Below are 25,172 nucleotides of genomic sequence, written 5' to 3'. Positions count from 1 at the left end.
ACTCCCCTGATCTTCGAATCCGGTGGTCGAATCCGGTGGTCGAACACTTCCCCCGGCAACTGTCAGGGCAGATTTCAGGGTCGGGCCAGGGTCGTCCCGACTGCCGCCGGGCGTCCGGGGCGGAGACCATGGACACATGACAGATCAGCAGCGCGGGGCGGAAGGACAGGGCCTCGACGCCGGTCACGCACCCGACACCGGCCGTGCCGCCGGTGCGGGCCCCGGTCCGGGCGCGGCCCGGAGCGTCCCGGCGCCGGGCGACGGTCCGCTCCGGGCCGGCGCGCTCGGTCCTCAGGGGATCGGCCCGCGCGAGGGCGGGGTGCGGCAGGCCGGGGTCCCGGACGCCGAACCCGGCTCCGGCGGCACCGTGCCCCCCGCCCGGGAGAGGGAGCCGCACACACCCGTGGACACTGCCGTAGGGCAGGATGCGCCCGTGCGGGAGAACGGGACCGAGGACGAAGCGGCGACCGTGCGGGCCGACGGCGCCGTGGGGGAGGACACCGCCGCGCCCGGGGGCGCGGGCGGACACACGGACGGACGGCGGTCGGCCGGGCGGCCCGGCACGGTCGGTGACCCGCCCCGGGGCGGGGGCGCCCCCACGGACGAGGACACGGACCTGACCCGGGACCAGGGGCCCTTCCGTCGTGACCGCCGGTACAAGGTGCTGGGCGGGGTCTGCTCGGGTCTCGCCCGGCACTGCGACATGGACCCCGTGATCTTCCGGATCGTGCTCGCGGTGCTCTCCGCGACCGGAGGCATCGGACTCATCTTCTACGGCTTCGTCTGGCTGCTCGTCCCCTACGAGGACGACGAGGAGAACGAGGTCCGCAAGCTGCTGACGGGCCGGGTCGACGGCCCGGGCCTGGCCGCGGTCCTCTTCGCGCTGGTGGGTTGCGGGGCCTTTCTGTCGATGCTCAGAAACGGCGGTCTGCTGACCTTCGCCGCGATTCTGTCCCTGCTCCTGGCGGGCGCGGGCTACTGGTCACGGCAGCGCGGCGCCCCGGACCCGGATCCGCTGGCCGCCCAGGCGGCGGCCGAGGCCCCGCCGGAGGCCACGGCACCGCCCGCTCCCACCGCCCGTCCGTCCTGGTGGCGCGATCCCATCGTCAAGGACGGCACCCATGTGGGCGGCACCGGCTATCTCTGGGGCCCCAGTGACCTGGACGGCCGTGACGCCACGACGGCGGTCGCCGATCCTCCAGACCCGCCGTTCGGACAGCGGACGGAACGCAGGGCCACCCCGCGCCCGCCCGGACGGCGGGGGCCTCGCTGGATCGGCGGCTGGGTGACCCTGCTCGCACTGCTCGCAGGCGCTCTCGGCACCGCTCTGACCTGGCAGGTCCGACCGCTCGGCACCAGCCTCGAGACGGGCCTGGCGAGCGCGCTCGTCGTCCTCGGTCTGGGCATCGCGGTCAGCTCGTTCCTGGGGCGTACGGGGGCGGGCTCCATCTTCCTGGCGATACTCACGGCAGGGCTGCTCGCGACGGCGGCCGCCCTGCCGAAGGACATCGGGACGCACTGGTCGCGTACGACCTGGACACCGGCCTCGGTGGCGGCCGTGCGGGAGTCGTACGACTTGGGGGCCGGCGTCGGCACCCTGGACCTCAGCCATATCCGGCTCTCCGAGGACCGGACGGTGACGACCCGGGCGGAGGTGGGCGTGGGCCGGCTCAAGGTGGTGCTCCCGAAGGACTCCACGGCCGAGCTGAAGATCGACACGGGCATCGGCGACATCCAGTTGCCGGGCGACGCCCAGAAGGACGTGGATGTGCAGCCCGGCAGGCACCGGCAGATCACCCTCCGGCCCGCGCCGGGCACGAAGAGCGTGGCCACGTTCGAGCTCAGCCTCAACGTCGGTCTGGGCCAGGTGGAGGTGACCCATGCTGCGTCATGAGTTCCAGCCGGGTCGGCTGATGGCCGGTACCGCCCTGATCGCCGCGGGTGTGATCGCGCTGGGCAATACGGCCGGCGTCTGGAAGACCCCGTGGTACGTGATCATCCCCGTGGTCAACGGGGGTCTCTGCCTCGCGGCGGTGACCGGACTGCTGGCCCGGGCGATACGCAGGGACCGTTCGGCCCGCGGGCGCCCGGGGGCCGAACGGGACGAGGTACCGACCCGATAGCCCGTCAGCCCTGGAAGTTCCGCCCTACCGGTCCTCGCCCACGCTGCCTCCGCCGGGCGCGGAGGACGGCGTCCAGGGAGAGGAACGGGGCGCCGACGAGAATCAGGGGAGTCCAGGCCATCAGATAGGCCAGGTCATTGCCGTAGTAGTAGGGGGTGGCCGCCCAGCTCATGGTCAGCCAGAGGCTCAGCGAGATGAGCGCCCCGCCCAGCGCGGCAAGCCTGCCGAACAGTCCCAGCAGCACGCCCAGGCCGACGGCGATCTCTCCGAAGGCGATGGCGGTGCCGAAGCCGACCGGGTTCTTCAGCGCCACGTCTACCAGGGCCGGGATCGCCGACGAGTCACGCACGGAACGCATCAGATCACCGATGGAACCGGAACCCGAGTCATGCATGAACGCGCTGTCGGTGAGCTTGTCCAGGCCCGCGTAGACAAAGGTGACACCGAGGAAGGCGCGCAGCGGGAGCAGCGCGTACCGGGCGGCGGTGTCCCGCCATGAGCGGTCCTCGTCGAGATGGAAAGGAGAAGTAGGGGAGTCCGTACGAATGTCGTGAGCCATCGTGTCGCCGCCTCTCGCCCGCCATGCCGTTGGCCCCTCGACAGACCATACGTACGAAAGGGGGCGGGCGCTCAACCGCTGTGCGCCGACTTTTCCCGCTTTCAGACGCCAGGGAGTGCCACTGTCGGATCCGAGGGGCCGCGCCCGCGGGACGAAGAAAACGGCTCCCCCGACTCGTCCGTTGGAACGTCCGTCACTCCGTCACATCGATCGTCACCCGGTTCGTCTCCACTCCCGCGGCCGTCACCACCTGGACCTCCACCCGTCCGGGCTCCACGTCCGCCGGTACCGGGACGGTCAGCAGGCTGTCCGTCGGGTTGCTGAAACCACCCGCGACCGGTACCAGGGGGACATGGACATGGACCGCGCCGATGCGGACCACCATCCGGGACAGACGATCCGCCGTCCGGGCACCCGGCGGCAGAAAACCGGCGCCGCGGATCTCGATGTCGTCGCCCGTGCGGATCGGGGCGTCCAGGTCGCCCGCCTCCCGGGCCCGGACCACCGAGAGCACCACCGGACGGCCACCCTCCGCGTACTTCCCGGCGAGATAGGTGGCGGCGGAGACCAGCACCAGCAGCGCAAGACCCCACGGCAGATCGGGGAGCTGATCGGGGCGCCGGGCAAGACGCACCATCGCGAAGACCAGGGCCACCACGCTGATCACCACATACTGCGTGTCCGCGAAGTCGCCCCGCCCGGAGTCGTCCGTCAGCAGGTCCGCCGCCCGCGGACGGTCGGCCCGTGTCTTCTGCAACCGCTGTCCCAGCACCCGGGTGCCGACCACCCGCCGCACCAGGACCGCGACCATGGACACCACGGCGACCACGGTCACCGCCCCGGCCCCGCGCGCGAGGCCGAGCCCGGCGATCAGTTCGTCGCGTCGGCCGGGCGCCGAGGCCGTCGCCAGCTCACCGACCAGCACCAGTACCGCATAGACCAGGAACAGCACCCAACTCGCTGCCATCGCCCGGGAGGTGGACAGCCGGTTGTCCTCGCCGACGACGGGCGCCAGCGCCCCGCCGCGGGCCCGGTGCAGCCGTGCCGCGGCGGTCAGTGCCGCGGCCATCAACACGGCCGCGACCAGTCCCGCGGTCCGGGCCGCGGTCCAGCCCACGCCGATCGCCGTGAGTGCCTGGGTCAGCAGCAGCACGCCCACCATCACCCACACCGTGACCGCCGTACGCCGCCACAGCAGCCCCAGCCAGGCCGCGCCGTCGGCCCGGCTGCGCTCGGCGACCACGTCCGCGGACTGGGTCAGTTCGTCGGACACCCACTGGCGGGACGCGGACACGGAGTGCGCGACCGCCACGGGCAGCCCCCGCCCGGATGCGAACTCCTCCCGTTTCGCGAGGAATGCGGCGACCGCGCGCCGATGCCCCTCGCGCGCACCGTGCGGGCAGTCGCCGCAGGTGCAGCCACCGTCGTGGGCACCGGGACCGCCCTCGCGCCCCACGCCCTGCCTCGCCTGCACCGCCACGTTCGCCGCCGCCTTCCCCGCGCCAGATCACCACGCCGCACCGCTGCCGCAACCAGCGTGCCCCGAAAGCGAATTGTGCCGTACGGGACACGGCCCTCGTCCGTCAGGTCGGGTCAGCGCGGGTGAAAGAACGGCCCCCCGGTTGACGACCCCCCGGCATGCCCCCGACGCCCCGCTCGAACCGGCCGTGCGCAGGTGCGCGGCAGAGCGGAACCGTTGGAGGAGGGGAGTGCACAACCGTTGTGCGCGGTGATGGGTCTGCCTTGTCGGAACCACCGGGCTTCCTTTGCCGGAACCCTCAGGGTCCATGCGAACCGAAGGTGTGAGGAGGGACATGAACGGCGCGGAGAAGCAGATCGCCGAGCTGCTGGGACAGATCGAACGGCGCGACTTCGCCGTCGTGGACGATCCGCGCATCGGCCGGCTGGCCTCGCTGGTGCACATCGCCGAGCAGTACGGATTCCGGTACGAGCAGTCGCGTCATGTGGGCAAGGTGATGCAGGTCCATATGGTGCGCGATCCACGCCCGGAGGCGGCCGAGCGGGCCCTGGCCACACGGGCGGCCTTCCCGTCGGCCGGGCGGGCGAGCGGCACCGTGCCGGGGATGCGCCCGCGCAGGCTCACCCCGCTGCCGGAGGCGGCCGAGCGGGTGCGGGCCCTCGGCAGACGGATCGAGTACGACGCGATGGACGATCCCGAGCTGCGTGCGAAGGCGGCCATCGTCGGCGTTCCCGCCGTGGTGTCCGCCCTGCTGGTCCTGCCCGCGGGTACGGGACCGGCACTGCTGGTCGGTGCGCTCATGGCCGGCTTCGCGGCGGCCGTCCTCGGCTGGACGGCGGTCCGGAAGAACTGGCTGAAGCAGCGGCTGCGGGAGACCGAACCGGAGTGGGTGGCCGCACCGAAGTAGGGGAAGCTCCGCACCCGTGCGCCGATACCCGACAGAAGATGTCCGGTATCGCCACCACACTCGCCCCATGACTTCGCGCCGCACGCCGTGGAACTGGGCGGCCTTCGCCGCCGCCGAACCCGCCCTCGCCGGGACGGTCGAGAAACGCTTCGGCGGCGGCACGCCGCGGTCCCCCTCGGAAACCCATGGCCCCCACCACGTCCTGGCGACGCTCCGCAGGGACGGCTCGCCGCGCACCTCCGGCCTGGAAGTGCGTTTCCTGGCCGGCGAGTTGTGGCTCGGCATGATGCCGGACTCGCTCAAGGCCCGCGATCTGCTCCGCGACCCGCGCTTCGCGCTCCAGGCGAATCCCGGGCCGGGCACCGGGATGGGTGGCGGCGACGTACGGATCAGCGGGCGGGCGGCCGAGGTGGCGGACGCCCCGACGAAGGAGGCGTATGTGAAAGAGGTGGAACCGCCGCAGCCGTTCCACCTCTTCCGCACCGAACTGACGGAGGTCGTGAGGACCTACGTCGAGGACGACGCCTTTCTGGTCGTCCAGGTCTGGAAGCCCGGAGAGCCGGTGCGCACTCTCAGGCGGAGATGAGCCGGGGGCTCACTCCCACTCGATGGTCCCCGGCGGCTTCGAGGTCACATCGAGCACGACACGGTTGACGTCCCGCACCTCGTTGGTGATCCGCGTGGAGATCTTCCCGAGCAGGTCGTACGGCAGCCGGGACCAGTCGGCGGTCATGGCGTCCTCGGACGAGACCGGGCGCAGCACGATCGGGTGGCCGTAGGTCCGGCCGTCGCCCTGGACACCGACACTGCGGACGTCGGCGAGCAGCACCACAGGGCACTGCCAGATCTCACGGTCGAGACCGGCCGCGGTCAGCTCCTCGCGGGCGATGGCGTCGGCCTCGCGGAGCAGGTCGAGCCGCTCCTTGGTGACCTCGCCGACGATCCGGATGCCGAGGCCGGGGCCCGGGAAGGGCTGGCGCTGGACGATCTCCTCCGGCAGGCCGAGCTCCTGGCCGACCATGCGAACCTCGTCCTTGAAGAGCTGGCGGAGCGGCTCGATGAGCTGGAACTCCAGGTCGTCGGGCAGACCGCCCACATTGTGGTGGGACTTGATGTTGGCCGTCCCGGCGCCGCCGCCGGACTCGACCACATCCGGGTAGAGGGTGCCCTGGACGAGGAACTCGACCGGCTCCCCGCTCTCGCCGGCCTCGGCGATGATCTCCGCCTGGGCCTGCTCGAAGACGCGGATGAACTCCCGCCCGATGATCTTCCGCTTCTCCTCGGGGTCGGAGACGCCCTGCAGCGCGGTAAGGAACCGCTGCTCCGCGTCGACGACCTTCAGCCGCACCCCGGTGGCCGCGACGAAGTCCTTCTCGACCTGCTCGGTCTCGCCCTTGCGCATCAGGCCGTGGTCGACATACACGCAGGTCAGCTGGGAGCCGATGGCCTTCTGCACAAGGGCGGCGGCGACGGCGGAGTCCACACCGCCGGACAGGCCGCAGATGGCGCGCCGGGTGCCGACCTGCTCACGGATCGCCTCGACCTGCTCCTCGATCACATTGCCGGTGGTCCAGGTGGGGGTGAGGCCCGCGCCGCGGTACAGGAAGTGCTCCAGCACCTGCTGGCCGTGCGTGGAGTGCATGACCTCGGGGTGGTACTGGACGCCGTACAGCTTCTGCTCGTCGTTCTCGAAGGCGGCGACCGGGACGACCTCCGTGGACGCGGAGACGACGAAGCCCTCGGGGGCGGCCGAGCAGGCGTCCCCGTGGGACATCCAGACGGACTGCTCGGCGGGAGTGCCCTCGAAGAGGGTGGAGGAGGGCCTGGAGACGTTCAGCGCCGTTCGGCCGTACTCGCGGGCTCCGGTGTTGTCCACCGTGCCGCCGAGGGCGCGGGCCATCAGCTGGAAGCCGTAGCACATGCCGAAGACCGGGACCCCGGCCTCGAACAGGGAGCGGTCGACGGTCGGGGCGCCCTCCTCGTAGACCGACGAGGGGCCGCCGGAGAGGATGATCGCTGCCGGGTTCTTGGCGAGCATCTCCTCGACCGGCATGGTGCTCGGCACGATCTCGCTGTAGACCCGGGCCTCACGGACGCGACGGGCGATGAGCTGGGCGTACTGCGCGCCGAAGTCGACGACCAGAACGGTGTCGGGGGCGGCGGCAGCGTGAGTCGCTGATGACACGGGTTGCCTTCCGGCGGCTTGACAGGGGGCTGTGGGACCGATTCTAACGGGGTGGCCGGGAGTGACCTCCGTCTCCGTCCGGGCCACCGCTCCGGCACGAGGTCCGGCCGGCGCAAGGACCGGTTCACCGGCCCCGAGGCGCACCGGCCGGCACCGCAGGCACCCGTCTCGGCATGCGAGCCGCCTTGGACACCGCCCTCCCGCGCGGCATACTGGCCCCATGCTCATGCACACGATCTTCGTCTTTACCTATGGCAACCGGCCCGCCGGCTGCCATGGTCGTGCTGCTTGAACTGACAAGCGACTTCCCAGGCGCCCCGGGCCGATACGGTCCGGGGCGTTCTGTGTGCGCGGACCGTGTCGCTCCGGGGCACCTCATCCCGACCATGAACCCGAGGAGCCCCCGCCATGACCACCACCACCGAGAAGTCCGCCACCACCGCCGAGAAGACCGGCGCCCGCACCCCCGAGGCCGCCTCGGTGATCACCGGTGCCCGTGAACGCATCGACACGCTCGACGACCGCATCATCGGCCTCATCCAGGAGCGCATGGCGGTCTCCGCCGTCATCCAGGACGCCCGAATCACCTCCGGGGGCCGGCGGGTGAACCTCTCCCGTGAGATGGAGGTTCTCGGTCACTACCGGGACGCCCTCGGCAAGCCCGGCACCGGCCTGGCGATGACCCTGCTCGAACTGTGCCGGGGCCGTGTCTGACGGCGCGCGGACCGGCCGCTACGGGTGTCCGGCGCACCCACGTTCGCATGCCCTCTCACCCGTACGGCGGATGACCGGGGCCGTGCGGACTTCGTTGGTCCCGATGTCCGCGCCAGCCAGGGGCGGGCCCGAAGAACCACGCGTGGCTCCGCTGGAGCGGTGAGGCGTACGGATCGCCGTGCGCCGTGGGACCCCGCTCCAGGGGTGTGACCGGACGGCAGGGGACAGCAGTCCGGTCACCTGAGAACGGCCGGCTCCGGGGACGCCCGGGGCCGGCCGGCGGACCCCGTCGCCGCACCACCCGAGCGAGCCGAGCGCCCCCGGGAGATCGCGCAGCCCCACGGCGCGCCCCGGCGTCGGTGCCGGACGCCCCCATCGGAGGCCTTCACCGAACCTCCATCGATGTGACCGGGCTCACATAAGGAACCTGTGAGTACCCCACAACCCTTCAGGGATTTCACAGGTCACACGTAGCGAATCCAGGGCCATAACCCCGCGCCCCACACGCGGAGGCCTCCTTCAATGAGATGCGCCGCCACCGTCGTGGCGCACCAAAACTTTCGAGGTCTTCATGAAGCTTCGCCGCGCAGTGGTCGTCACTGCGGCCACGGCTGTCATAGCCCCGCTCGCGCTGCTGTCGGCGCCGGTCGCGTTCGCCTCGGACGGGCCGGCGAGCACGGTGGTCGAGGAGAGCGACAAGGGCACCTCGGACACCCCCGAGGACACGACTCCGGCCACGGAGGAGGACACGGACACCACCGGGACCGCCACCCCGCCGGCCGACGACGAGGAGAAGGGCGAGGAGCCCACCGGGACCGCCACCCCGCCGGCCGACGACGAGGAGAGCCCCTCCCCCACCGCGACGCCGAGCAGCTCCGCGTCGCCCAAGCCGAGCCCGACCACCGGTGGGGACGACTTCGACCCGTACACCGACTGCCAGTCGGTCAAGCTGGACGACAACCTCTCGGCCTCGATCTCCGGGCTGCCGAACAAGGTCGTCGCCGGTTCGGGTTGGCACAACTTCAAGTTCGTCGTGACGAACAACTCCGACAAGGCCCTGAAGAACGTCTGGGTCAACGCCTTCACGGAGTACAACGACGACGTCAACCTCGACGACTCGCTGGCGCTGAACCTGGCCACCATCCAGGTCAAGCAGGACGGCAAGTGGAACGACTCGTACCACGAGGCCTTCGGGGACACCACCCTCACGGGTACCTTCACCGCCCTGTTCGGCAACCTCGACGCGCACACCACGGCCGAGCTCGACCTCCGGGTGAGCGTCAAGGCGTCGGCCCCGGCGGGCTCCTCGTTCGCGATCAGCCAGGCTGTGTACGCGGGCAAGGGCAAGACCTGCTACATGAACGGTGACTACTACGACTTCGAGATCGTCGCGGCCGGCAGCAAGGCGCCGGGCGGCGTCGGCGACTCCAAGCCGAACGGCAAGAAGCCCTCGGGCGTCGTCAACCAGGACGTGAAGCCGCAGGGCGGGGTCAAGGAGGTCACCGGCAGCCTCGCCGAGACCGGTTCCTCCTCGGCGCTGCCGACCATCGCCCTCGTCGGCGGTATCGCCGTGGTCGTCGGCGGCGGTGCGGTCTTCGCGATGCGGCGCCGCAAGTCGGCCGGTCAGCTCGCCTGAGACCCGAGGTTCCGTGACCGGGCCGCCAGGTCGCCCATGATCTGACGGCCCCGCGGGTCACGTCAGGCGTCGCGCACGCCTCGCACCACACACAGGAGAAGGACCTGAGCTCGGAGGGGGGCACAGGTCCTTCTTTCTGTGTACGGCCGCGCCCGGGCCTCTTGGGCGCGGCCACCCCCCGATCACCGCTTCGGCGGCAACGGCGGCATCCCGAGGAACGGCAGCCGCAGCTCCCCGAACGCCCCCGCGGGCACCGCCGGATGCCGTGGTTCCACCGGCCTGAGGCGCCGGTACGCCGCCCCCTGCTCCGGACGCGGGTCCGGCTCACCCTGGTTCGGCCAGTACGACATCGCCCGCTCCGCCTGCGCCGTGATGGTCAGCGACGGATTGACCCCCGGATTGGCCGAGACCGCCGCACCGTCGACCACCGAGATGCCGGGATGACCGTAGAGCCGGTGGTACGGGTCGATCACACCCGTCTCGCGGGAGGCGCCGATCGGGCAGCCGCCGAGGAAGTGCGCGGTCAGGGGCATGCCCATCAGTTCGCCCACATTGCTGCCCGCGAAGCCGTTGATCTCCGCGGCGATCGCCGACGCCGCCTCCGAAGCCGCCCTGATCTGCTGGGGGTTCGGGGTGCCGTGTCCCTGGCGGGCCGTCAGCCGGCCCTTCCCGGCTCCCCTCGGCTTCAGATAGGTGGTCAGCGAATTGTCCAGCGACTGCATCACCAGACCGATGATGGTCCGCTCCGACCAGTGGTGGTTGGACAGGGACCGGACCAGCAGCCAGGGATGTCGTGCCGCGTGCGCCAGCCAGGCCAGGAACCGCGAGGAGCCCTCGGCGTAGGGCACCTGAAGGATGGACAGACTGCCCATCGCGTTCGATCCCCTGCCGTAACGGACCGGCTCGACATGGGTGTTCTCGTCCGGGTGGATCGAGGACGTGATCGCCACACCCCGGGTGAAGTCGGCCTTCGCCGCGCCGTGCGCCCTGCGGTAGCGGCGGTCGTCGGTCTGCGCGCCCACCAGCGCCTCGGAGTTGGTGCGGGTCAGTTCGCCCAGCCGGTCCGAGGTGTGCGGCAGCAGGCCGTTCGCCTTCATCCGGTGCAGCAGGGTCTGTGTGCCGTAGGTGCCGGCCGCGAGGACGACCCGCCGGGCCGTGAAGGTCCGCCCGTCCCGCTTGCGCCACCCGTCCGTCGGCAGGGTCGCCACCGCATACCCGCCCCGCGAGTCGTCCGTGACCGACACGACCGTCGTCAGGGGGTGGACGACCGCGCCCGCCTGCTCGGCGAGGTGGAGGTAGTTCTCGTTGAGGGTGTTCTTCGCACCGTGGCGGCAGCCCGTCATGCACTCCCCGCACTCGGTGCAGGCACGGCGCGCCGGTCCGGCCCCGCCGAAGTAGGGGTCCGGGACCTCCTCGCCGGGCCGGGCCCCGGCCGTGCCCCCGGCGTCGTCACCGTCGCCGAAGAAGACACCGACCGGCGCCATGTGGAAGGTGTCGGCCACGCCCATCCGCCGGGCGGCCGCCTCGAGATGGACGTCCGAGGGCGTGCGGGTCGGGTTGAGCCGTACGCCCAGCATCCGCCGCGCCTGGTCGTAGTACGGCTTCAGCTCCTCCTGCCAGTCGGTGATCTCCTTCCACTGCGGGTCGTCGAAGAACGCCTTCGGCGGTACATAGAGGGTGTTGGCGTAGTTGAGGGAGCCGCCGCCGACCCCGGCGCCCGCGAGCACCATCACACGGCCCAGCAGATGGATGCGCTGGATGCCGTACAGGCCGAGGGCGGGCGCCCACAGATAGTTTCTGAGGTCCCAGGAGTTCTTCGGCAGGGACCCGCGTGTGAAGCGACGGCCCGCCTCCAGGACGCCCACGCGATAGCCCTTCTCGGTCAGGCGCAGGGCGGTCACCGAGCCGCCGAAGCCGGAACCCACGACGAGGACGTCGTAGTCGTAGCCGTCCTGTGCCACGTGCCTTCTCCCCCTCGTATGTCACAGCACTAGCGGAGCCCCAGCGCCTTCATCAGGCGCAGCCCGCGGCTCATCAGCGCCGCGTAGGCCTCGTCGTCCATGCCGAACGACGGTGCCATCGGCAGCAGCCGCTGCTGGGCGACGGTCTGGGCCTCGGTGTATTTGAGGATCCCCTCGGAGCCGTGGCGGCGGCCGAGGCCGGAGTCCTTCATGCCGCCCATCGGTGACCCGACGCTGCCGTAGGCGGCCGCATAGCCCTCGTTGACATTGACCGTGCCGGTGCGCAGCCGGGCGGCGATCGCGCGACCGCGCCGTCCGTCGCGGGTCCACACCGAGGCGTTCAGTCCGTACGGCGTGGCGTTGGCGCGCTCGACGGCCTCGTCCTCCGTCCTGAAGCGATGGATCGACACCACCGGTCCGAAGGTCTCCTCCGTGCACACCGCCATGGGCGGCTCGACGCCGTCGAGGACGGTGGGCTCGAAGAAGTACGGGCCGATGTCCGGACGGGCGACCCCGCCGGCCAGTACCCTCGCGCCCTTGGCCACGGCCTCCTCCACATGCCGGGTCACGGTCTCCAGCTGCCGCGCTCCGACCAGCGAGCCCATGTCGGCGCCATAGGCGAGGGAGGTGCCCAGCCGCATCGCCCTGGTGCGGGCCACGAACCGCGCCACGAAGGAGTCGGCGATCGCCTCATGGACATACAACCGTTCGATGGAGATGCAGAGTTGTCCCGCGGACGAGAAACATGCCCGCACCGCGCCCGCGGCGGCCTTCTCGATGTCGGCGTCCTCCAGGACCAGCATGGCGTTCTTGCCGCCCAGTTCGAGCGAGACACCGACGAGGCGGGCGGCGGCGCCCTGTGCCACCTCGCGACCGGTGCGGGTGGAGCCGGTGAAGGAGACATAGTCCGCGTGTTCGACCACCGCGGGGCCGACGACCGGTCCTTCGCCGATGACGACCTGGAAGACCTCGGCGGGCAACCCGGCCTCGATCAGCAGATCGCGGGCCCACAGCGCGGTCAGACAGGTCTGGGTGTCGGGCTTCATCACCACCGCGTTGCCCGCGACGAACGCCGGGAGCGCGTCGCCGACCGACAGTTCTAGCGGGTAGTTCCAGGGGGCGATCTGGCCGATGACCCCGCGCGGGTGACGCAGCTCGGTGACACGGGTGAGCGACGGCAGCGCGCCCTGGTGCCGCCTGGGCCTCAGATACCAGGGCGTCTTGCGGCCGTAGTGGCGAGCCGCCACCGCGACGGCCTGCACCTCCTCATGGGCGTGCAGCCGGGCCTTGCCCGTCTCCAGCTGGATCAGGTCGAGGACCTCGGCCTGACGGGCCAGCACCAGGTCGTGGAAACGGAGCAGTACGGCCGCGCGCTGCCGCACGGGAGTGGCGCCCCAGGCGGACTGGGCCTTCCGGGCCCGCGCGAAGGCCCCCGCCACGTCCTCGGGCGTGGACTCGGGCAGGTCCGCCAGCTTCTCGCCGGTGAAAGGCGTCCGGTTGGCGGTGCGTCCGGAGCCGGCCACCCCCTTGGTGAGCTGGGCGATCAGCTGGGGCGTGACCACATCGACGGCGGTGCGGACGCCGGCGGGGGCGGGGGCGAGCGGGTTGGTGCCGGCCGTGCCCGTACCGGCCTGGTCGGTGGTGTTCTCCGGGGCCTGCGAGTCCGTCATGAGGCGCAGGGTATGCCGGGCCGGGGGCTTTGGGTACCCGTCGGTAACGACGATTCACCGGGTGCTCACATGCCGCCAGCGATCACTGGCGGCAAAGGCCTGATCAGGGCGTTGTTCGAAGACGTCCCGGCCCCGTGCCGTCCTAGAGCTTGTCGATGCCCAGGTTGTCGATCGCCGTCCTCGCCACCTCGCGCCCCCGCTCGGTGAAGTCGCCCTTGCCCGGATAGCTGATCATGAGCTTGTACATATTGCCCGCGGAGTCCTTGTAGTAGAAGATCCTCAGCTCGCGGGGAAGCGGGTTCCGGCTGTCGTCGGTCGGATAGGTGACCGTGTTCTCGGCTGCCGGTCTGCCCTGGTACGTACTCTGCTGCGGATCCGTCTTCGGCCCCTTGGGCATGTCGAGCGCATAGGCGCCCCGGTCCTTGAAGTCGCCGTTGTCGGCGTACATCTCTGCCGCCGCCGAGTCCTTGATCTGGTGCAACGAGTCCTCGGACTTCCGTGCGAGGCGCAGGCCGACCGAGATGCTGCCGCTCCAGTCGGTGTAGGTCACCCAGTTCTTGTCGGTGTCGTCCTTCTCGGGCCGGCTCACGTGATACTTCGCGGGCACCGCGAGCGTCGCACCCAGCGCCTTCTCCGGGCGCTTCGTCCAGCCGTCCGGCAGCGGCCCCGCGAACGGGTCCGCGACGACCACATAGGCCACGACCGCCGCGGCGACGACCGCCGCGCCGATCCCGAGCAGCGTCCCACGGCCGAGACGGACGCCCTTGGTGCCGGGGACGGCAAGCTCACCAGGCGCGGTGAGCTGGACCGGCTGGGTCTGCTGCGGCGGACGCGCCGCCTCCTCCAGCAGCCGGCGCACCTCGGCGGCGGCCGGGCGGCGCGCCGGGTCCTTGTCCAGCAGGCGGTTGATGGCGTCGGCGAGCGGACCGCGGGCCGAGGCCGGGGCGGCCGGGACGGAGTTGAGGACGGACTGGAGCGTCGCGGGCGTGTTGGTGCGGCGGAACGGCGACACGCCCTCCGTCGCCGCGTACAGCACCACACCCAGGGACCACAGGTCGGACGCCGGGCCCGGTCTCCGGCCCAGCACCCGCTCCGGCGCCACGTACTCGGGCGAGCCGACGAAGCCGCCCGTGTCCGTGAGACTGGTCTCGCCCTCGATCTGCGCGATGCCGAAGTCGGTGAGAACGACCCGGTCGTACCGCCCGAGCAGGACGTTGTCGGGCTTCACATCGCGGTGCAGGATGCCCGCGGCGTGCGCGGCCTCCAGCGCGCCCAGCACCTGAAGACCGATCCGCGCCGCCTCGCGCGTCCCGAGCGTGCCCTCCCGGAGGACATCGCCCAGGGAGCGGCCCTGCACCAGCTCCATCACGATCCACGGTCGGCCGTCGACCACCGCCACGTCATACACGTTGACGACGGCCGGGTGGTCCAGACGCGCGGCGGCCCGCGCCTCACGGCGCATCCGTTCATAGGCGTTGGCCTGTTCACGCTCGGGAAGGTGATCGGGGACCCGGGGCTCCTTGACCGCGACCTCGCGGTCCACCGTCTCGTCCTTGGCCCGCCACACTGTGCCCATGCCTCCGTGGCCGAGCTTGGCGAGCAGCCGGTAACGCCCGGCGACGAGCCGCCCGGCCCCGGGGTCCCTCGGCTCCTCGGGCACGGCCTGGGTGGGGAGCCCCTGGGGTCGGGGGTCCGCCTGTGCGGGCTCCGGCTGCGGCTGGGCATAGGGGTTGCCCGGATACGGGGCGGCCGGTTGCGGCGGTTGCAGTCCGAAGGTCGTCGGCTCGTCGGACCGGTTCGGCCCTCCCCCGTGGTTGCTCATGGCTCATGCATACCGTGCACGACTTCCGGTCAGCCACCCCGGTCCCGCACCGGTCACACATCCGTGACGCACCGTGCGGCGTTTTTCCCCTTTGACCCCGTACGCATCGGACCGACGGCATGTGCACCCGGCCACCGCATCGGTGCCGTCAGGCCGTCACGACCCGCCGTGCGAACAGGCCCGGTGACTACGCCGGTACGAACGTGCCGACCGCCACGTCGAAGTACTCCTTGGCCTCCCGGGCCCTCCCGACCGGTGCCGACACCCATACGTCGTACATCCGTCCGTTCTGCTCCCAGCACAGGTCGTAGGTGTGCCGTGGGCCCTCGGCGGCGCTGAAGCCGTTCCAGGTGAACTCCCAGAGTGCGGCCGGGTGTCCCTCGTGCGAGGTCTCGGTGACCCGTCCGTCGCGGTAACCGGGGTTGTCGGCCGGGCCGTCGGCGTCGGCCTTCCGCATCACCGCGAGCGGTCCCCCTTCGTCGGGTTCCGCCGTCCTGACGCCGATGCGGAAGGTCTCCCCCGGCGACATGTAGAAGATCCGCACACCTTGCGGACTGCGGGTGAACCCCTCCGGCACGGCGAGCGAGAAGCCGTCCGGATCCCGCACCGACCGGTAGCCCGAGGGGGCCCGGCGCGCCGTACCGGTCGTGGACTCCGACGCCGGGGCCGAGTCCGGCGGGCGGGTCACCGTCACCGTGGGCGCGGGTCCCGGCGCGGACCGGCCCGGGGTGTGCCCCGGACGCGACACGCCCGTACTCGCCGTCGCGCTCGGCGGCCCCGGACTCGCGTGCGGATCGTCGCCGTCGCCGCCGTCGCTCATCAGCAGCACCGCCGTCGCCACACCCGCGCCCGCCAGGGCCGCGACCAGGGCGGCGGCGACGAGCACGCCCCGGGCCGGAAGCCCTCCGGGCCGCGGTGCCGCGGTGGCCGGCGGTGCCCCGTCGGGCGCCTCCCGCGAGGAGGACGGCGCCGGGTGCCGGAGCACATTCCGCTGAGTCGGCGTGTACACCGCGGGCACCCTCGGGGTGCGGCCCGTCTCCAGGAACTCCCGCAGCAGACGCTCGGCCTCCGCCGCGTCCAGGCGTCGGCGCGGATCGCGTTCCAGCAGCCCTCTGACGACGGGCAGGATCGGCTGTGCCTGCGCGGGCGGGCGGATCTCGTCGACGACCACCGCATGCAGGATCCCGCCCAGCGAGTCGCGACGGAACGGCGACTCGCCGCTCAGCAGGGCGCACAGCAGCGCACCCAGCGACCACAGGTCGGACTCGGGGCCGGTCCGGTCGCCGGACATCCGCTCGGGTGCGGTGTACTCGGGCGAGCCCACGAAGGACCCGGTCTCGGTGAGCGTCGTGGCGCCCGCGATCCGGGCGATGCCGAAGTCGGTGAGGACGACCCGGTCGGTGTCCGCCTCCACCAGCACGTTCGCGGGCTTCAGATCGCGGTGCAGCACACCGGCGTCATGGGCGCGGCGCAGCGCGCCCAGCAGGGCGATGCCGATCCGCGCGGCCTCCTGTGCGTCGACGGGGCCGTGCTCGGCGATCCGTTCGGCGAGCGAGCCTCCTTCGATCAGCTCCATCACGATGTAGGGGCGTTCGCCGTGCTCCACGACGTCATGGACGACCACGATGTGCGGGTGGTGCAGCTGTGCGACCGCTCGCGCCTCGCGCAGGGTGCGCTCGCGCTGCGACCGGGATTCCTGTGCCGAGAGCGTGTCGTCGAGGAGGAGTTCCTTGACCGCCACCGGCCGGACGAGCAGCTGGTCGGTCGCCCGCCAGACCACGCCCATGCCACCTCGGCCGATCCGCTCCTCCAGCCGGTAACGGTCCGCGATGACACGGACGTTCTCCCCCTGGCTCCCCATGCGCCCCATCATGCCCCACCGCGTGTCGCCCCTCGGGGACGCCGCTGCCCCGGTGGCCGACAAGCGACGTACAGGGGCGTACGAGCGGGTACGGCCGGCATGCCGGGGCGTACGAGCGGGTACGGCCGGCATGCCGGGGCGTACGAGCGGGTACGGCCGGCATGCCGGGGCGTACGAGCGGGTACGGCCGGCATGCCGGGGCGTACGAGCGGGTACGGCCGGCATGCCGGGGCGTACGAGGGGCGCGCCGGTCGGGCCGTCAGGCGGCCGGCGGGCGCCACGCCCGCAGCAGCACGTCGAACTGCTCGCGCGTGACGCTCCAGTCGTCCGCGGGTCCCGACATATAGATGGCGTACTCGGTTCCGTCGCGGGCGGTGTACATCTCCTCGACGGCATGACGTGGCCCGGGGAACGGCGTGTCCTTGGCCAGCGCGGTCCAGGTGTACTCCCACAGAGAACCGGGACAGTCACGGTAGACGTTGTTCTGGAGTGTCACCCGCTCGTAGTCGACCAGTCGCTGGAGCTGCTGTTCCAGGTCGACCTGGTGCGCGTACGCGTCGTCGAAGTCCGGTGCGGTGTCGAGCGCGATGCGGATGAAGTGCTTGCCGCCGTCGGGCGTGTAGTCGGTCTGGAAGGCGCCGAACGGCTCCCGCTTCCACCCCTCGTCGGGAAGGGCGAGGGTGAAGCCCGCCGGATCCTCCGTGCGCACCCAGCCGTCGGGGATGCTGTTCGCGGTCTTCCGTGGGGCCGGGGTGGACGCGTCGGACTGTGGCGTGGACGCATCGGACGGCGAGGTGGACCCGTCGGGCGGCGAGGTGGACGCGGACGTGCCGGTACCGGTGTCCCTGTTCTCGAACCGGTTCGCGGCCACCGCGCCCCCGGCACCGACGACCGCGGCCATCGCGAGGACGAGGGCGATCTTGCGGCCGTTCCGTCGGCCCCAGGGCGCGGCCGACGGAGCGGGCTGGGGCTGGGTGCCCCCGGAGGCCTGCGGATCGGGCGCCTCCCCCGGGTGCGCCACGGTCGGGGTCCTGTCCTCTTCGCCGCCGAGGTCCATGCGCAGCGTCGCCACGTGTTCCTGCGCCGCTTTCGGCCGACGGCCCTCCGCGGCCTCGGCCAGCATCTGTTCGAGCTGTTCCGCCCCGGGCCGCTGCGCCGGGTCCTTGTGCAGCAGCGCCGCGATCACCGGCTCCAGGGCGCCCCCGAACTGCGGCACCGCGGGCTCGTCGTCGACGACGGCCTGCATGGTGGTCAGCGGCGAGGTCCGCCGGAACGGTGACCTGCCCTCCACCGCCGTGTACAGCGTGGCCCCGAGCGCCCACAGATCGGATGCGGGGCCCGGGTCGTGACCGCGGACCCGTTCGGGCGCCAGGTAGTCGACGGACCCGACGATCTCTCCCGTACGGGTGATCGTGGTGTCGCCCTCCACCTGTGCGATGCCGAAGTCGGTGAGCAGCACCCGTCCGTCGGCGGCGAGCAGGACGTTTCCCGGCTTCACGTCCCGGTGCAGCACGCCCGCCGCATGCGCGGCGCGCAGAGCGCGCGTCACCCACAGCCCGATACCCGCCGCCTCCGCGGCGTCGAGCCGACCGCGCTCCTTGACCGCGTCGGCGAGCGAGTTGCCCTCGACCAACTCCATGACGATCCAGGGCCGGTTGTCGTGCTCGAGGACGTCATGGACGGTGACGACGGCGGAGTGGTTGATGCGTGCGGCGGCCCGTGCCTCTGCATGCGTGCGGGCCAGAAGTACGGCACGATCGCTCTCCATGGCGTACAGGGCGGCCGTCAGTTCCTTGATGGCGACATCCCGGTGCAGAATCTGGTCGTGGGCGCGCCATACCCGGCCCATGCCGCCGCTGCCTATGGATTCGACCAAGCGGTAGCGGCCCGCTAGGAGCAGGCCCTGCATCTGATTCACGTTCCCCCGCAATGCTCTTGACGAGGCCAGACTAAAGAGCGGTTCCCGGCCGGGGAACGGGCGGGGCCCTAACGGAGATCGCACTGTGACGGATCTCCCCTCGTGCACGGGACGGAACCACCGCACTTTCAGCGCAATCGGACTCCGGTGCACGCCTGTTGAGCCGGCGGCCCGGCGGGTGACACCGAGGCGCGAGACGCCGCGGAGCGGTCAGCCGGTCGCCCGGTAGCTCTGTTCCGCCTGCTCGTACAGCCGGGTCACCTCGTCGCGTTCGGCCTCCGGGCCACGCACCTGCACCACGTGATAGGCGCCGCCGACCACCACGGCGAGGTTGCGCACGTACAGCTGGCGTCCGTCGCTCCCGGTCCAGGTGAACTGCCCCTCGGCCATGGTCAGTCCGCCGACGTCGATGCGCCGCATCCCGCTGGAGGTGGCCCAGGTCGAGTCGCGGAACGGCTGCAGTTCCGGCTCCGACTCCCGCTGGTAGCTCAGCGGATCGCCGCCGAACGTCCGGGTGTTGTCGCGTCCCGGCACCACGATCAGCTGGAAGTCGCCCTGGGAGTAGATCACCTGGCCCCGGCCGTTCTGCGGTGTGCGGTTCCAGCCGTTCGCCACGGCCACCCGGAAGCCCGCGGGGTCCTCGCGCAGGGTGAAGCCCTGCGCCACCCGGGTCTCGCCGGCCCCCGTCTGTGCGGCACCGGAGGACGGGGAGCGGCTCCCGGAGCCCTCCTCGGCGGGCTGCCGGGTGCTGGTCTCACCGGAGGGGCGCGGGGCGGGACCGGCCTCTCCGGCGGCGCCGGTGCGGTCGGCCACCGCGCCGCTGCCACCACCGCCGTCGCCGTTCCCGGAACCGGATCCGGCCTTCGGCATGAACACCATCGCGTAGACGACCACGGCGGCCAGGGCGAGCAGGATCAGCAGAAGCAGACTGCGGCCGAGCCGGTGCGGACGGGTCCGGCGGTCGTCCCTGGCCCGCTTGTGGCGAGCCGGACCGGCCGCGGACTGCCGGGTACGGCGCCTGCGGACCAGCTCGCCCCGGCGCCGTACGATCGGCAGCCGTCGAGGGTCGACGGGCGGGGCCATGACCACATGCGCGCCCGCCTCGGGCTCGGGTGCGGACCGGACGAGGGAGCGCAGCCAGCCGCGCAGCTCCTCCACATCGGGCCGCTCGGTGGGGTCCTGGCGCAGCAGCGACTCCACGACCGGGCGCAGCGGCCCGCACTCCTCGGCGAAGGCGGGCGGTTCGGCGCAGACGACCTGGACCAGCTCGGCGGTGTTCTCCTCGGGGTACGGGGCGTGCCCCTGCACGACCCGGAACAGCAGCGCGCCCAGCGCCCACAGATCCGTCGCGGGCCCGATCGGCGCGGCCAGCTGCCAGTTCTCGTGCACCGGACCGGCCTGCTCGGGCGCCCACCTCTCGGTGACGGGTCCGACGACGGTCATCCGCACCTGCCGCGCACGCTCGGCGGCCAGGGGGGTGGCGGGCCCCCCACGGCTCCAGGGGTCCGCGGGGGCGCCGTGCGCCGTGCCCTCGTACCCGCCGGGGGCCGTCCCCGGACCGGGCGTGTCGCCTCCGGTGCCCTGGGGCGCGGGCGCGCCGCCGGGCGGTGCGGCGGCGCCCCGCTCGTCGGGGACGGGCGCCGCGGGGCGTGGCACCGCGCCGTGCCAGGAGGCCGTGCCGCCCACCCCGTACGGGTCGGCGATCTGCCCCGGCGGTGTGCCGGGGGCGCCTTCCGTTCCCTGCCCGGGCACCTGCGGCGGTGGCGCCGCGCCGGTGCCGGCCGGGCGGGGTGGCGGCAGCGCCGTCCGGCCGCCGCGCTGTTCCTCCTGCACCCGGGCCGCGGCCCGGGCACCGGCGCGGTACGCCGCGATGGCCCCAGCCCGTGCCGCCCGTACGTCCGAGGCGGAATCGAGCGCACGGGGTCCCTGCGCGGGGACACCCCCACCGGGTACGCCGGTTCCGGGCGCGCCTCCGGCGGGGGTACCGCCACCCGGCGCCCGGCCACCGGCCCGGGCCTCTATCGCGGCACGCCGCGCTGCCTCCGGATCCAGGGCCCCCGCGGATCCGGCCGGACCGGCCGGGCCGACGGCGGGGACACCGGTGCCCACCCCACCGGGGCGGTCGCCCGCGGCGGCCCCGGGAGCGTCACTGCCCGGCCGGAATGTCCCGTCCCGGTCCTCGAACTCCTGCTCGGGCACCGGGTCGTACCCGCACAGCGCCTCCTCCGCCGCCCCGGCGGCCAGGCCGGTCAGCATCACCCGGCCGTCGTCGCAGATCAGCACCGTGTGGGTGGTGATGTTCCGGTGCACCCAGCCATGGGCGTGCAGCACCCGCAGCGCCATCAGCACATCGGAGGCGACCTCGGCCGCCCGGTACGGCGTCAGCGGCTCCTCCGCCAGCAGGGCGGCCAGCGGCCGGGCGGGAAGCCGTTCGCTCACGATCCACAGCGAACCGCCCTCCGCGAACACATCGAAGACCTGGTCCAGCCGTGGGTGGTCGGGTATCTGCGCGGCCGCCTGCGCCGCCTCGACGGCCCGCCGTACGAGCGGGTCGGCGGGTCGGCGTGTCGCCGTACGGGAGGACATGCCGCGCACCCTGCCGTCCCGTGCCACGAACCCCTCGGGCAGCCCGTCCGCGTCGAGCACCTCCGCCTCGACGACCTCGGGCAGCGGCACCTGCCGCACGGACACCTCCTGCCCGCTGTAGGTGTCGAAGGCCCGGGTCTCGGCGAGTTCAGGCTCGTCGGAGGGGGGCAGCGGCAGTCGATAGCGGTCGGCCAGTACCCGTCCCGCGTAGTCGTCCATGACGCCTCCCCCGGCCGCTCGGTCCATCAATTCCGTTCGCCCAGCGTCCCGTTGTGGATGCGCCCGGTCCGCGAACCCTCACGATACGTGCCGGAGGCAACCCGCAACCCGGGGATGTCATATCTCCCCGCGACACGCCCGTGGAGAAGGCCGGCCGGGCGTGCGATACGTCATGGCTTGGACTGGAAGGTCTCGGTCAGCGTCTTCCAGGTGTCCTTGCGCAGATCGCCGTCCCAGCCGGACGCCTTCGCCTGGTACATCAGCGCGTACCCCTGGTGGGAGTTGACGACGAATCCGCGGTCGATCACCCGGTAGGTGGTGCCGCCGTCGGCATAGGTGAACTCCCAGTCGGCGGTGTTCCAGTCGTGGTAGTCCACCTTGCGGATCTCGATCCGCTTGTACTGGGGGCGCGTCATGCCGCGCTCCTGGTTGTTCCAGTCCGCCACCGGGTCGCCCTTGGGCGTGGACGTCCAGGCGATCAGCAGCCGCTGCCCCTCGGGACCGGTGAACCGGTCCCCCGCGGAGTCCGACGACCGGTACGACCATCCGGCCGGCAGCCCTATCGAGTACCCCTGGCCGCCCTTGTAGGTCGTCACGGCGTCGTCGCCGCCCGGCGTGTCGTCCGAGGCGCCGGACGACTTCCCGGGGTTCGCGTCGGCCCCCGCGGCGGGCGTGTTGTCGTCGGCCTTGTGCTCGTCCGACCCCTTGGCCGCCGTGTCGTCGGTGCCGCCGCCGTCGGTGTGCGAACCGCCGCCGGCCCCGTTCCGGCTCCCGGTACCGGCCCCCGCCGTGGCACTGCTGGACGAGGCGGCCTTGGTCGAGCCCTTCTTGTCGTCCTGCGAGGCACCGTCATCGCCCCGGACGGTCAGCGCGAGCACCGTCCCCAGCACGGCGAGCACCGCGACGACGGCGACGACCAGCACCGTCCGCTTCGGCACCACATCGGTGAGCGACGCCCGGGGCGCCGAACGCGGCGGGCGGTCCGGGTCGGGCACCACGGGCCACCCTGAACCCTGCTTCGGGGAACCTGAGTTCGACCCGACGACGGCCGTCTGCTCGGCCGGCACGGCCCCCGGGCGGGCGGCACCCCGCGATCCGGCGCCGGACACCCCCCCGGACGCGGCTCCGGACACCGCGCCGCTCGCGGAGGCCCCCGCGGCGGCCTCGGCCGAATCCGTCGACGCCGCTTTGCGCACCGAGCGCAGCGCACCGCGCAGCCGCTCGGCGGACTCCTCGCCCCGCTTGCCCCTGGTGCCCGAGGACTCCTCCGGGACCGGCGGCAGCGCCACGACCCGGGTCGCGTCCAGCGGCGCCTCCTCCTCGGGCTCGGCGGTGCGGAGGACCTCGTCGAGCATCGCCCGGGCACCCTTGTCGTCCAGCCGCTGCTGGGGGTCCTTGGTGAGCAGCCCGTAGACGACGTTCTTCAGCGGCCCCGCGTTCTTGGGCTCCTCGACCGGCTCGGTCATCACCGCGGTCAGCGTGGCGATCGCCGACCCCTTGTCGTAGGGCGGTACGCCCTCGACCGCCGCGTAGAGCAGTCCGCCGAGCGACCACAGGTCCGCCGCCGGGCCCGGCTTGTGTCCTCGGGCCCGCTCCGGGGAGATGTAGGAGGGGGCGCCGACGAGCATGCCGGTGGAGGTGAGGGAGGGGTCGCCCTCGACCTGTGCGATGCCGAAGTCCGTGAGCACGACCCGGCCGTCCTCGGCGATCAGCACGTTCGACGGCTTCACATCGCGGTGCAGGATGCCCTCACGGTGTGCCGCGCGCAGCACATCGAGAATCGCGAGCCCGACCTCGGCGGCGCGCTTCGGGTCCAGGACGCCGTCCTCGCGGATGACCTCGGCGAGCGACTTGCCCTCGATCAACTCCATGACGATCCAGGGCCGGTCGTCCTCCTGGACCACGTCGAAGACCGTCACCGCACCGTTGTTGCGGATCCGGGCGATCGCCTTGGCCTCCCGCAGCGTACGCGTGATGAGGCGACGCTTCTCGTCCGCGTCGATGCTCGACGGGAACCGCAGCTCCTTGACGGCGACCGTACGGCCCAGAGTCTCGTCCTTGGCGCGCCACACGGTGCCCATGCCGCCGCGGCCGAGTACGTCTCCCAGCCGGTACCGCCCGGCGAGGAGACGTTCGCTCTTGTCCTGACGGGATGTCCCCGCCCGCTCCGCCTCCGACATGCGTCCCCTCTGCAACCCGCCCTGACAGAGCCTCCATTGTCACTCACGCACGGACCGTCCGACGCCCAGGGGTGCCCCTGATCCTGCCGTTCGCACCGTGTTCTGGGACACCTCGGCACAGCGGACGACCCGACGCCGGGGTCCGCGGGTGCGGCACTGTGCCCGATGTGCGCCGCCGCTTCCCGCCCCGCCGCCGAAGCCGCCGGTGAGCGGTCCTGCCCGGCCCCTCACAGGGTCCTCTCCCATGATGGTCCGCGACAAGGAAGGATTCCGATGCCACTGCGCCGGACACCCCGGACCCGGACCCTATTGGGCGTACCGGTGGTGTGCCTGGTCCTGCTCGGGCTCGCCCCGGCCAGTTCCCCCGCCCACCCGGCCCCGTCACCGGACGCCCTGCTCCCCCTGCTCGTCTCCGAGGGCGGGGCTCCGGCCGCCGCGCTGCTGGCCCGTGAGGGGACGGAAGCGCACTTCGCGCTCGCGGGCCATGACATCACCTCCGCCGACCATTTCCGCGCCGGCAGCATCACCAAGACCTTTGTCGCCACGGTGGTGCTGCAGCTGGAGGCCGAGCACCGGCTGTCCCTGTCCGACTCGGTGGAGGACCATCTGCCGGGACTGGTGCGCGGCGCGGGCAACGACGGACGGGCGCTGACCCTGCGCGCGCTGCTCACCCACACCAGCGGTCTGGCCGACTATGTCGCGGACACCGGCGGCGTCGTGCCGCTGACTCCGCTTCAGGCCGTACGTATCGCGCTCACCCACCCTCCGGCCGCCCGGGGCCGCTTCTCGTACTCCAACACCGACTACATCGTGCTCGGCATGGTCATCCAGCAGGTCACCGGTCGCTCGTACGCCGTGGAGGCCGAGCGCCGCATCATCACCCCTCTCCGTCTGACGGACACGTCCTTCCCGGGTGCCCGGACCACGCTTCCCCGTCCGCACGGCCACGCGTACGCCGCCGACGGCTCCGATGTCACCGAGCTCGACCCGCGCGTGGCCGGCGCGTCGGGTGAGCTGGTGACCACGCTCGCCGATCTGGACCGCTTCTATGCGGCGCTCCTGAGCGGTGAGCTGCTGCCCCCGCGCCAGCTGCGCGAGATGCTCGACACCCGTACCGCACACGGCATGTACGGCATGGGCCTGTTTCCCGAGAGACTCCCGTGCGGCACCACGGTGTGGGGTCACGACGGCCGGATCCCCGGCAGCCATGTGCGCACCGCGGCCACCGTCGACGGTCGTCGTGTCCTCACCTTCCGGGTGAACACGGACGGGTTCAGAAACTCGGGACTGGAGCGGGACCTGCTCACCGCCGAGTTCTGCCCCCGCATCCGGTAGAACGGGCGGGCTCCGG

17 protein-coding genes are annotated in these 25,172 nt (G+C 72.2%); 7 read left to right on the top strand and 10 right to left on the bottom strand.

The annotated features are described in order from the left end of the window. Positions 1–136 precede the first annotated feature (136 nt). On the top strand, positions 137–1,894 hold the full coding sequence (locus tag CP978_RS20540; RefSeq protein WP_311775020.1) for a PspC domain-containing protein: 1,758 nt from the start codon (positions 137–139) through the stop codon (positions 1,892–1,894). Further along, the gene (locus CP978_RS20535; protein WP_043443151.1) at positions 1,881–2,123 is read left to right on the top strand and encodes a hypothetical protein; all 243 of its coding nucleotides are present in this window, start codon (positions 1,881–1,883) and stop codon (positions 2,121–2,123) included. The genes CP978_RS20540 and CP978_RS20535 overlap by 14 nt, the downstream gene beginning before the upstream one ends. 4 nt (positions 2,124–2,127) lie before the next feature. On the opposite strand, the gene CP978_RS20530 is transcribed toward CP978_RS20535, so the two are convergent. Both CP978_RS20530 and CP978_RS20525 read right to left on the bottom strand, forming a co-directional pair. Then, positions 2,128–2,682, bottom strand: coding sequence for a TQO small subunit DoxD (locus CP978_RS20530; protein ID WP_043443149.1), 555 nt, complete (start codon positions 2,680–2,682; stop codon positions 2,128–2,130). A gap of 193 nt (positions 2,683–2,875) precedes the next feature. Next, on the bottom strand, positions 2,876–4,162 hold the full coding sequence (locus CP978_RS20525; protein ID WP_043443147.1) for a hypothetical protein: 1,287 nt from the start codon (positions 4,160–4,162) through the stop codon (positions 2,876–2,878). Between the two features lie 334 nt (positions 4,163–4,496). On the opposite strand from CP978_RS20525, the gene CP978_RS20520 reads away from it, so the two are divergent. Together CP978_RS20520 and CP978_RS20515 are read left to right on the top strand one after the other, a co-directional pair. Further along, positions 4,497–5,069: a hypothetical protein gene (locus tag CP978_RS20520; protein ID WP_052454207.1), complete on the top strand. Its 573-nt coding sequence runs from the start codon at positions 4,497–4,499 to the stop codon at positions 5,067–5,069. A 67-nt stretch (positions 5,070–5,136) separates the two neighbouring features. Further along, positions 5,137–5,655 (top strand): pyridoxamine 5'-phosphate oxidase family protein, encoded by a 519-nt coding sequence (locus CP978_RS20515; RefSeq protein WP_043443145.1) that lies wholly within the window; start codon positions 5,137–5,139, stop codon positions 5,653–5,655. Between the two features lie 9 nt (positions 5,656–5,664). Here the strand turns inward: CP978_RS20515 and guaA are convergent, their stop codons facing one another. Then, the gene (guaA, locus tag CP978_RS20510; RefSeq protein ID WP_043443143.1) at positions 5,665–7,254 is read right to left on the bottom strand and encodes a glutamine-hydrolyzing GMP synthase; all 1,590 of its coding nucleotides are present in this window, start codon (positions 7,252–7,254) and stop codon (positions 5,665–5,667) included. A 408-nt stretch (positions 7,255–7,662) separates the two neighbouring features. Here guaA and CP978_RS20505 point away from each other — a divergent pair, with 408 nt between their 5' ends. Together CP978_RS20505 and CP978_RS20500 are read left to right on the top strand one after the other, a co-directional pair. Beyond that, entirely contained in the window at positions 7,663–7,968 is a 306-nt protein-coding gene (locus CP978_RS20505) for a chorismate mutase (protein WP_043443141.1), read from the top strand. Between the two features lie 571 nt (positions 7,969–8,539). Continuing rightward, positions 8,540–9,604 carry an LAETG motif-containing sortase-dependent surface protein gene (locus tag CP978_RS20500; RefSeq protein ID WP_043443139.1) on the top strand — a complete coding sequence of 355 codons (1,065 nt, stop codon included), beginning with the start codon at positions 8,540–8,542 and terminating at the stop codon, positions 9,602–9,604. 182 nt (positions 9,605–9,786) lie between these two features. Here the strand turns inward: CP978_RS20500 and CP978_RS20495 are convergent, their stop codons facing one another. The 7 genes from CP978_RS20495 to CP978_RS20465 form a co-directional block, all read right to left on the bottom strand. Further along, positions 9,787–11,565, bottom strand: coding sequence for a GMC family oxidoreductase N-terminal domain-containing protein (locus tag CP978_RS20495; RefSeq protein ID WP_043443137.1), 1,779 nt, complete (start codon positions 11,563–11,565; stop codon positions 9,787–9,789). A gap of 29 nt (positions 11,566–11,594) precedes the next feature. Further along, positions 11,595–13,235: a succinic semialdehyde dehydrogenase gene (locus tag CP978_RS20490; protein ID WP_150478265.1), complete on the bottom strand. Its 1,641-nt coding sequence runs from the start codon at positions 13,233–13,235 to the stop codon at positions 11,595–11,597. Positions 13,236–13,377: 142 nt separating this feature from the next. Continuing rightward, positions 13,378–15,057 carry a serine/threonine-protein kinase gene (locus CP978_RS20485; RefSeq protein ID WP_043443135.1) on the bottom strand — a complete coding sequence of 560 codons (1,680 nt, stop codon included), beginning with the start codon at positions 15,055–15,057 and terminating at the stop codon, positions 13,378–13,380. A 187-nt stretch (positions 15,058–15,244) separates the two neighbouring features. Continuing rightward, entirely contained in the window at positions 15,245–16,918 is a 1,674-nt protein-coding gene (locus tag CP978_RS20480; RefSeq protein ID WP_043443132.1) for a serine/threonine-protein kinase, read from the bottom strand. A 259-nt stretch (positions 16,919–17,177) separates the two neighbouring features. Next, positions 17,178–18,827 (bottom strand): serine/threonine-protein kinase, encoded by a 1,650-nt coding sequence (locus tag CP978_RS20475; protein ID WP_043443130.1) that lies wholly within the window; start codon positions 18,825–18,827, stop codon positions 17,178–17,180. Between the two features lie 219 nt (positions 18,828–19,046). Then, positions 19,047–21,641, bottom strand: coding sequence for a protein kinase (locus CP978_RS20470; protein WP_150478264.1), 2,595 nt, complete (start codon positions 21,639–21,641; stop codon positions 19,047–19,049). Positions 21,642–21,811: 170 nt separating this feature from the next. Beyond that, positions 21,812–23,821: a serine/threonine-protein kinase gene (locus CP978_RS20465; protein WP_043443124.1), complete on the bottom strand. Its 2,010-nt coding sequence runs from the start codon at positions 23,819–23,821 to the stop codon at positions 21,812–21,814. 273 nt (positions 23,822–24,094) lie between these two features. Between CP978_RS20465 and CP978_RS20460 the strand changes: the two genes are divergently transcribed. Continuing rightward, positions 24,095–25,156 carry a serine hydrolase domain-containing protein gene (locus CP978_RS20460; RefSeq protein ID WP_043443122.1) on the top strand — a complete coding sequence of 354 codons (1,062 nt, stop codon included), beginning with the start codon at positions 24,095–24,097 and terminating at the stop codon, positions 25,154–25,156. Positions 25,157–25,172 lie beyond the last annotated feature (16 nt).

It is taken from the genome of Streptomyces nodosus, from assembly GCF_008704995.1.
Classification (GTDB): Bacteria; Actinomycetota; Actinomycetes; order Streptomycetales; family Streptomycetaceae; genus Streptomyces; species Streptomyces nodosus.
The sequence above is the reverse complement of the archived record's forward strand: the minus strand, read 5'-3'. Positions and strand labels throughout refer to the sequence as shown.

What these genes read in the sequence shown, in the direction of transcription:
- CP978_RS20530 (WP_043443149.1), bottom strand. Translation starts at nt 2,682, where the DNA reads ATGGCTCACGACATTCGTACGGACTCCCCTACTTCTCCTTTCCATCTC.
- CP978_RS20465 (WP_043443124.1), bottom strand. Translation starts at nt 23,821, where the DNA reads ATGTCGGAGGCGGAGCGGGCGGGGACATCCCGTCAGGACAAGAGCGAA.
- CP978_RS20480 (WP_043443132.1), bottom strand. Translation starts at nt 16,918, where the DNA reads ATGGGGAGCCAGGGGGAGAACGTCCGTGTCATCGCGGACCGTTACCGG.
- CP978_RS20535 (WP_043443151.1), top strand. Translation starts at nt 1,881, where the DNA reads ATGCTGCGTCATGAGTTCCAGCCGGGTCGGCTGATGGCCGGTACCGCC.
- CP978_RS20500 (WP_043443139.1), top strand. Translation starts at nt 8,540, where the DNA reads ATGAAGCTTCGCCGCGCAGTGGTCGTCACTGCGGCCACGGCTGTCATA.
- CP978_RS20520 (WP_052454207.1), top strand. Translation starts at nt 4,497, where the DNA reads ATGAACGGCGCGGAGAAGCAGATCGCCGAGCTGCTGGGACAGATCGAA.
- CP978_RS20490 (WP_150478265.1), bottom strand. Translation starts at nt 13,235, where the DNA reads ATGACGGACTCGCAGGCCCCGGAGAACACCACCGACCAGGCCGGTACG.
- CP978_RS20460 (WP_043443122.1), top strand. Translation starts at nt 24,095, where the DNA reads ATGCCACTGCGCCGGACACCCCGGACCCGGACCCTATTGGGCGTACCG.
- CP978_RS20470 (WP_150478264.1), bottom strand. Translation starts at nt 21,641, where the DNA reads ATGGACGACTACGCGGGACGGGTACTGGCCGACCGCTATCGACTGCCG.
- CP978_RS20475 (WP_043443130.1), bottom strand. Translation starts at nt 18,827, where the DNA reads ATGCAGGGCCTGCTCCTAGCGGGCCGCTACCGCTTGGTCGAATCCATA.
- CP978_RS20540 (WP_311775020.1), top strand. Translation starts at nt 137, where the DNA reads ATGACAGATCAGCAGCGCGGGGCGGAAGGACAGGGCCTCGACGCCGGT.
- CP978_RS20485 (WP_043443135.1), bottom strand. Translation starts at nt 15,057, where the DNA reads ATGAGCAACCACGGGGGAGGGCCGAACCGGTCCGACGAGCCGACGACC.
- CP978_RS20515 (WP_043443145.1), top strand. Translation starts at nt 5,137, where the DNA reads ATGACTTCGCGCCGCACGCCGTGGAACTGGGCGGCCTTCGCCGCCGCC.
- CP978_RS20505 (WP_043443141.1), top strand. Translation starts at nt 7,663, where the DNA reads ATGACCACCACCACCGAGAAGTCCGCCACCACCGCCGAGAAGACCGGC.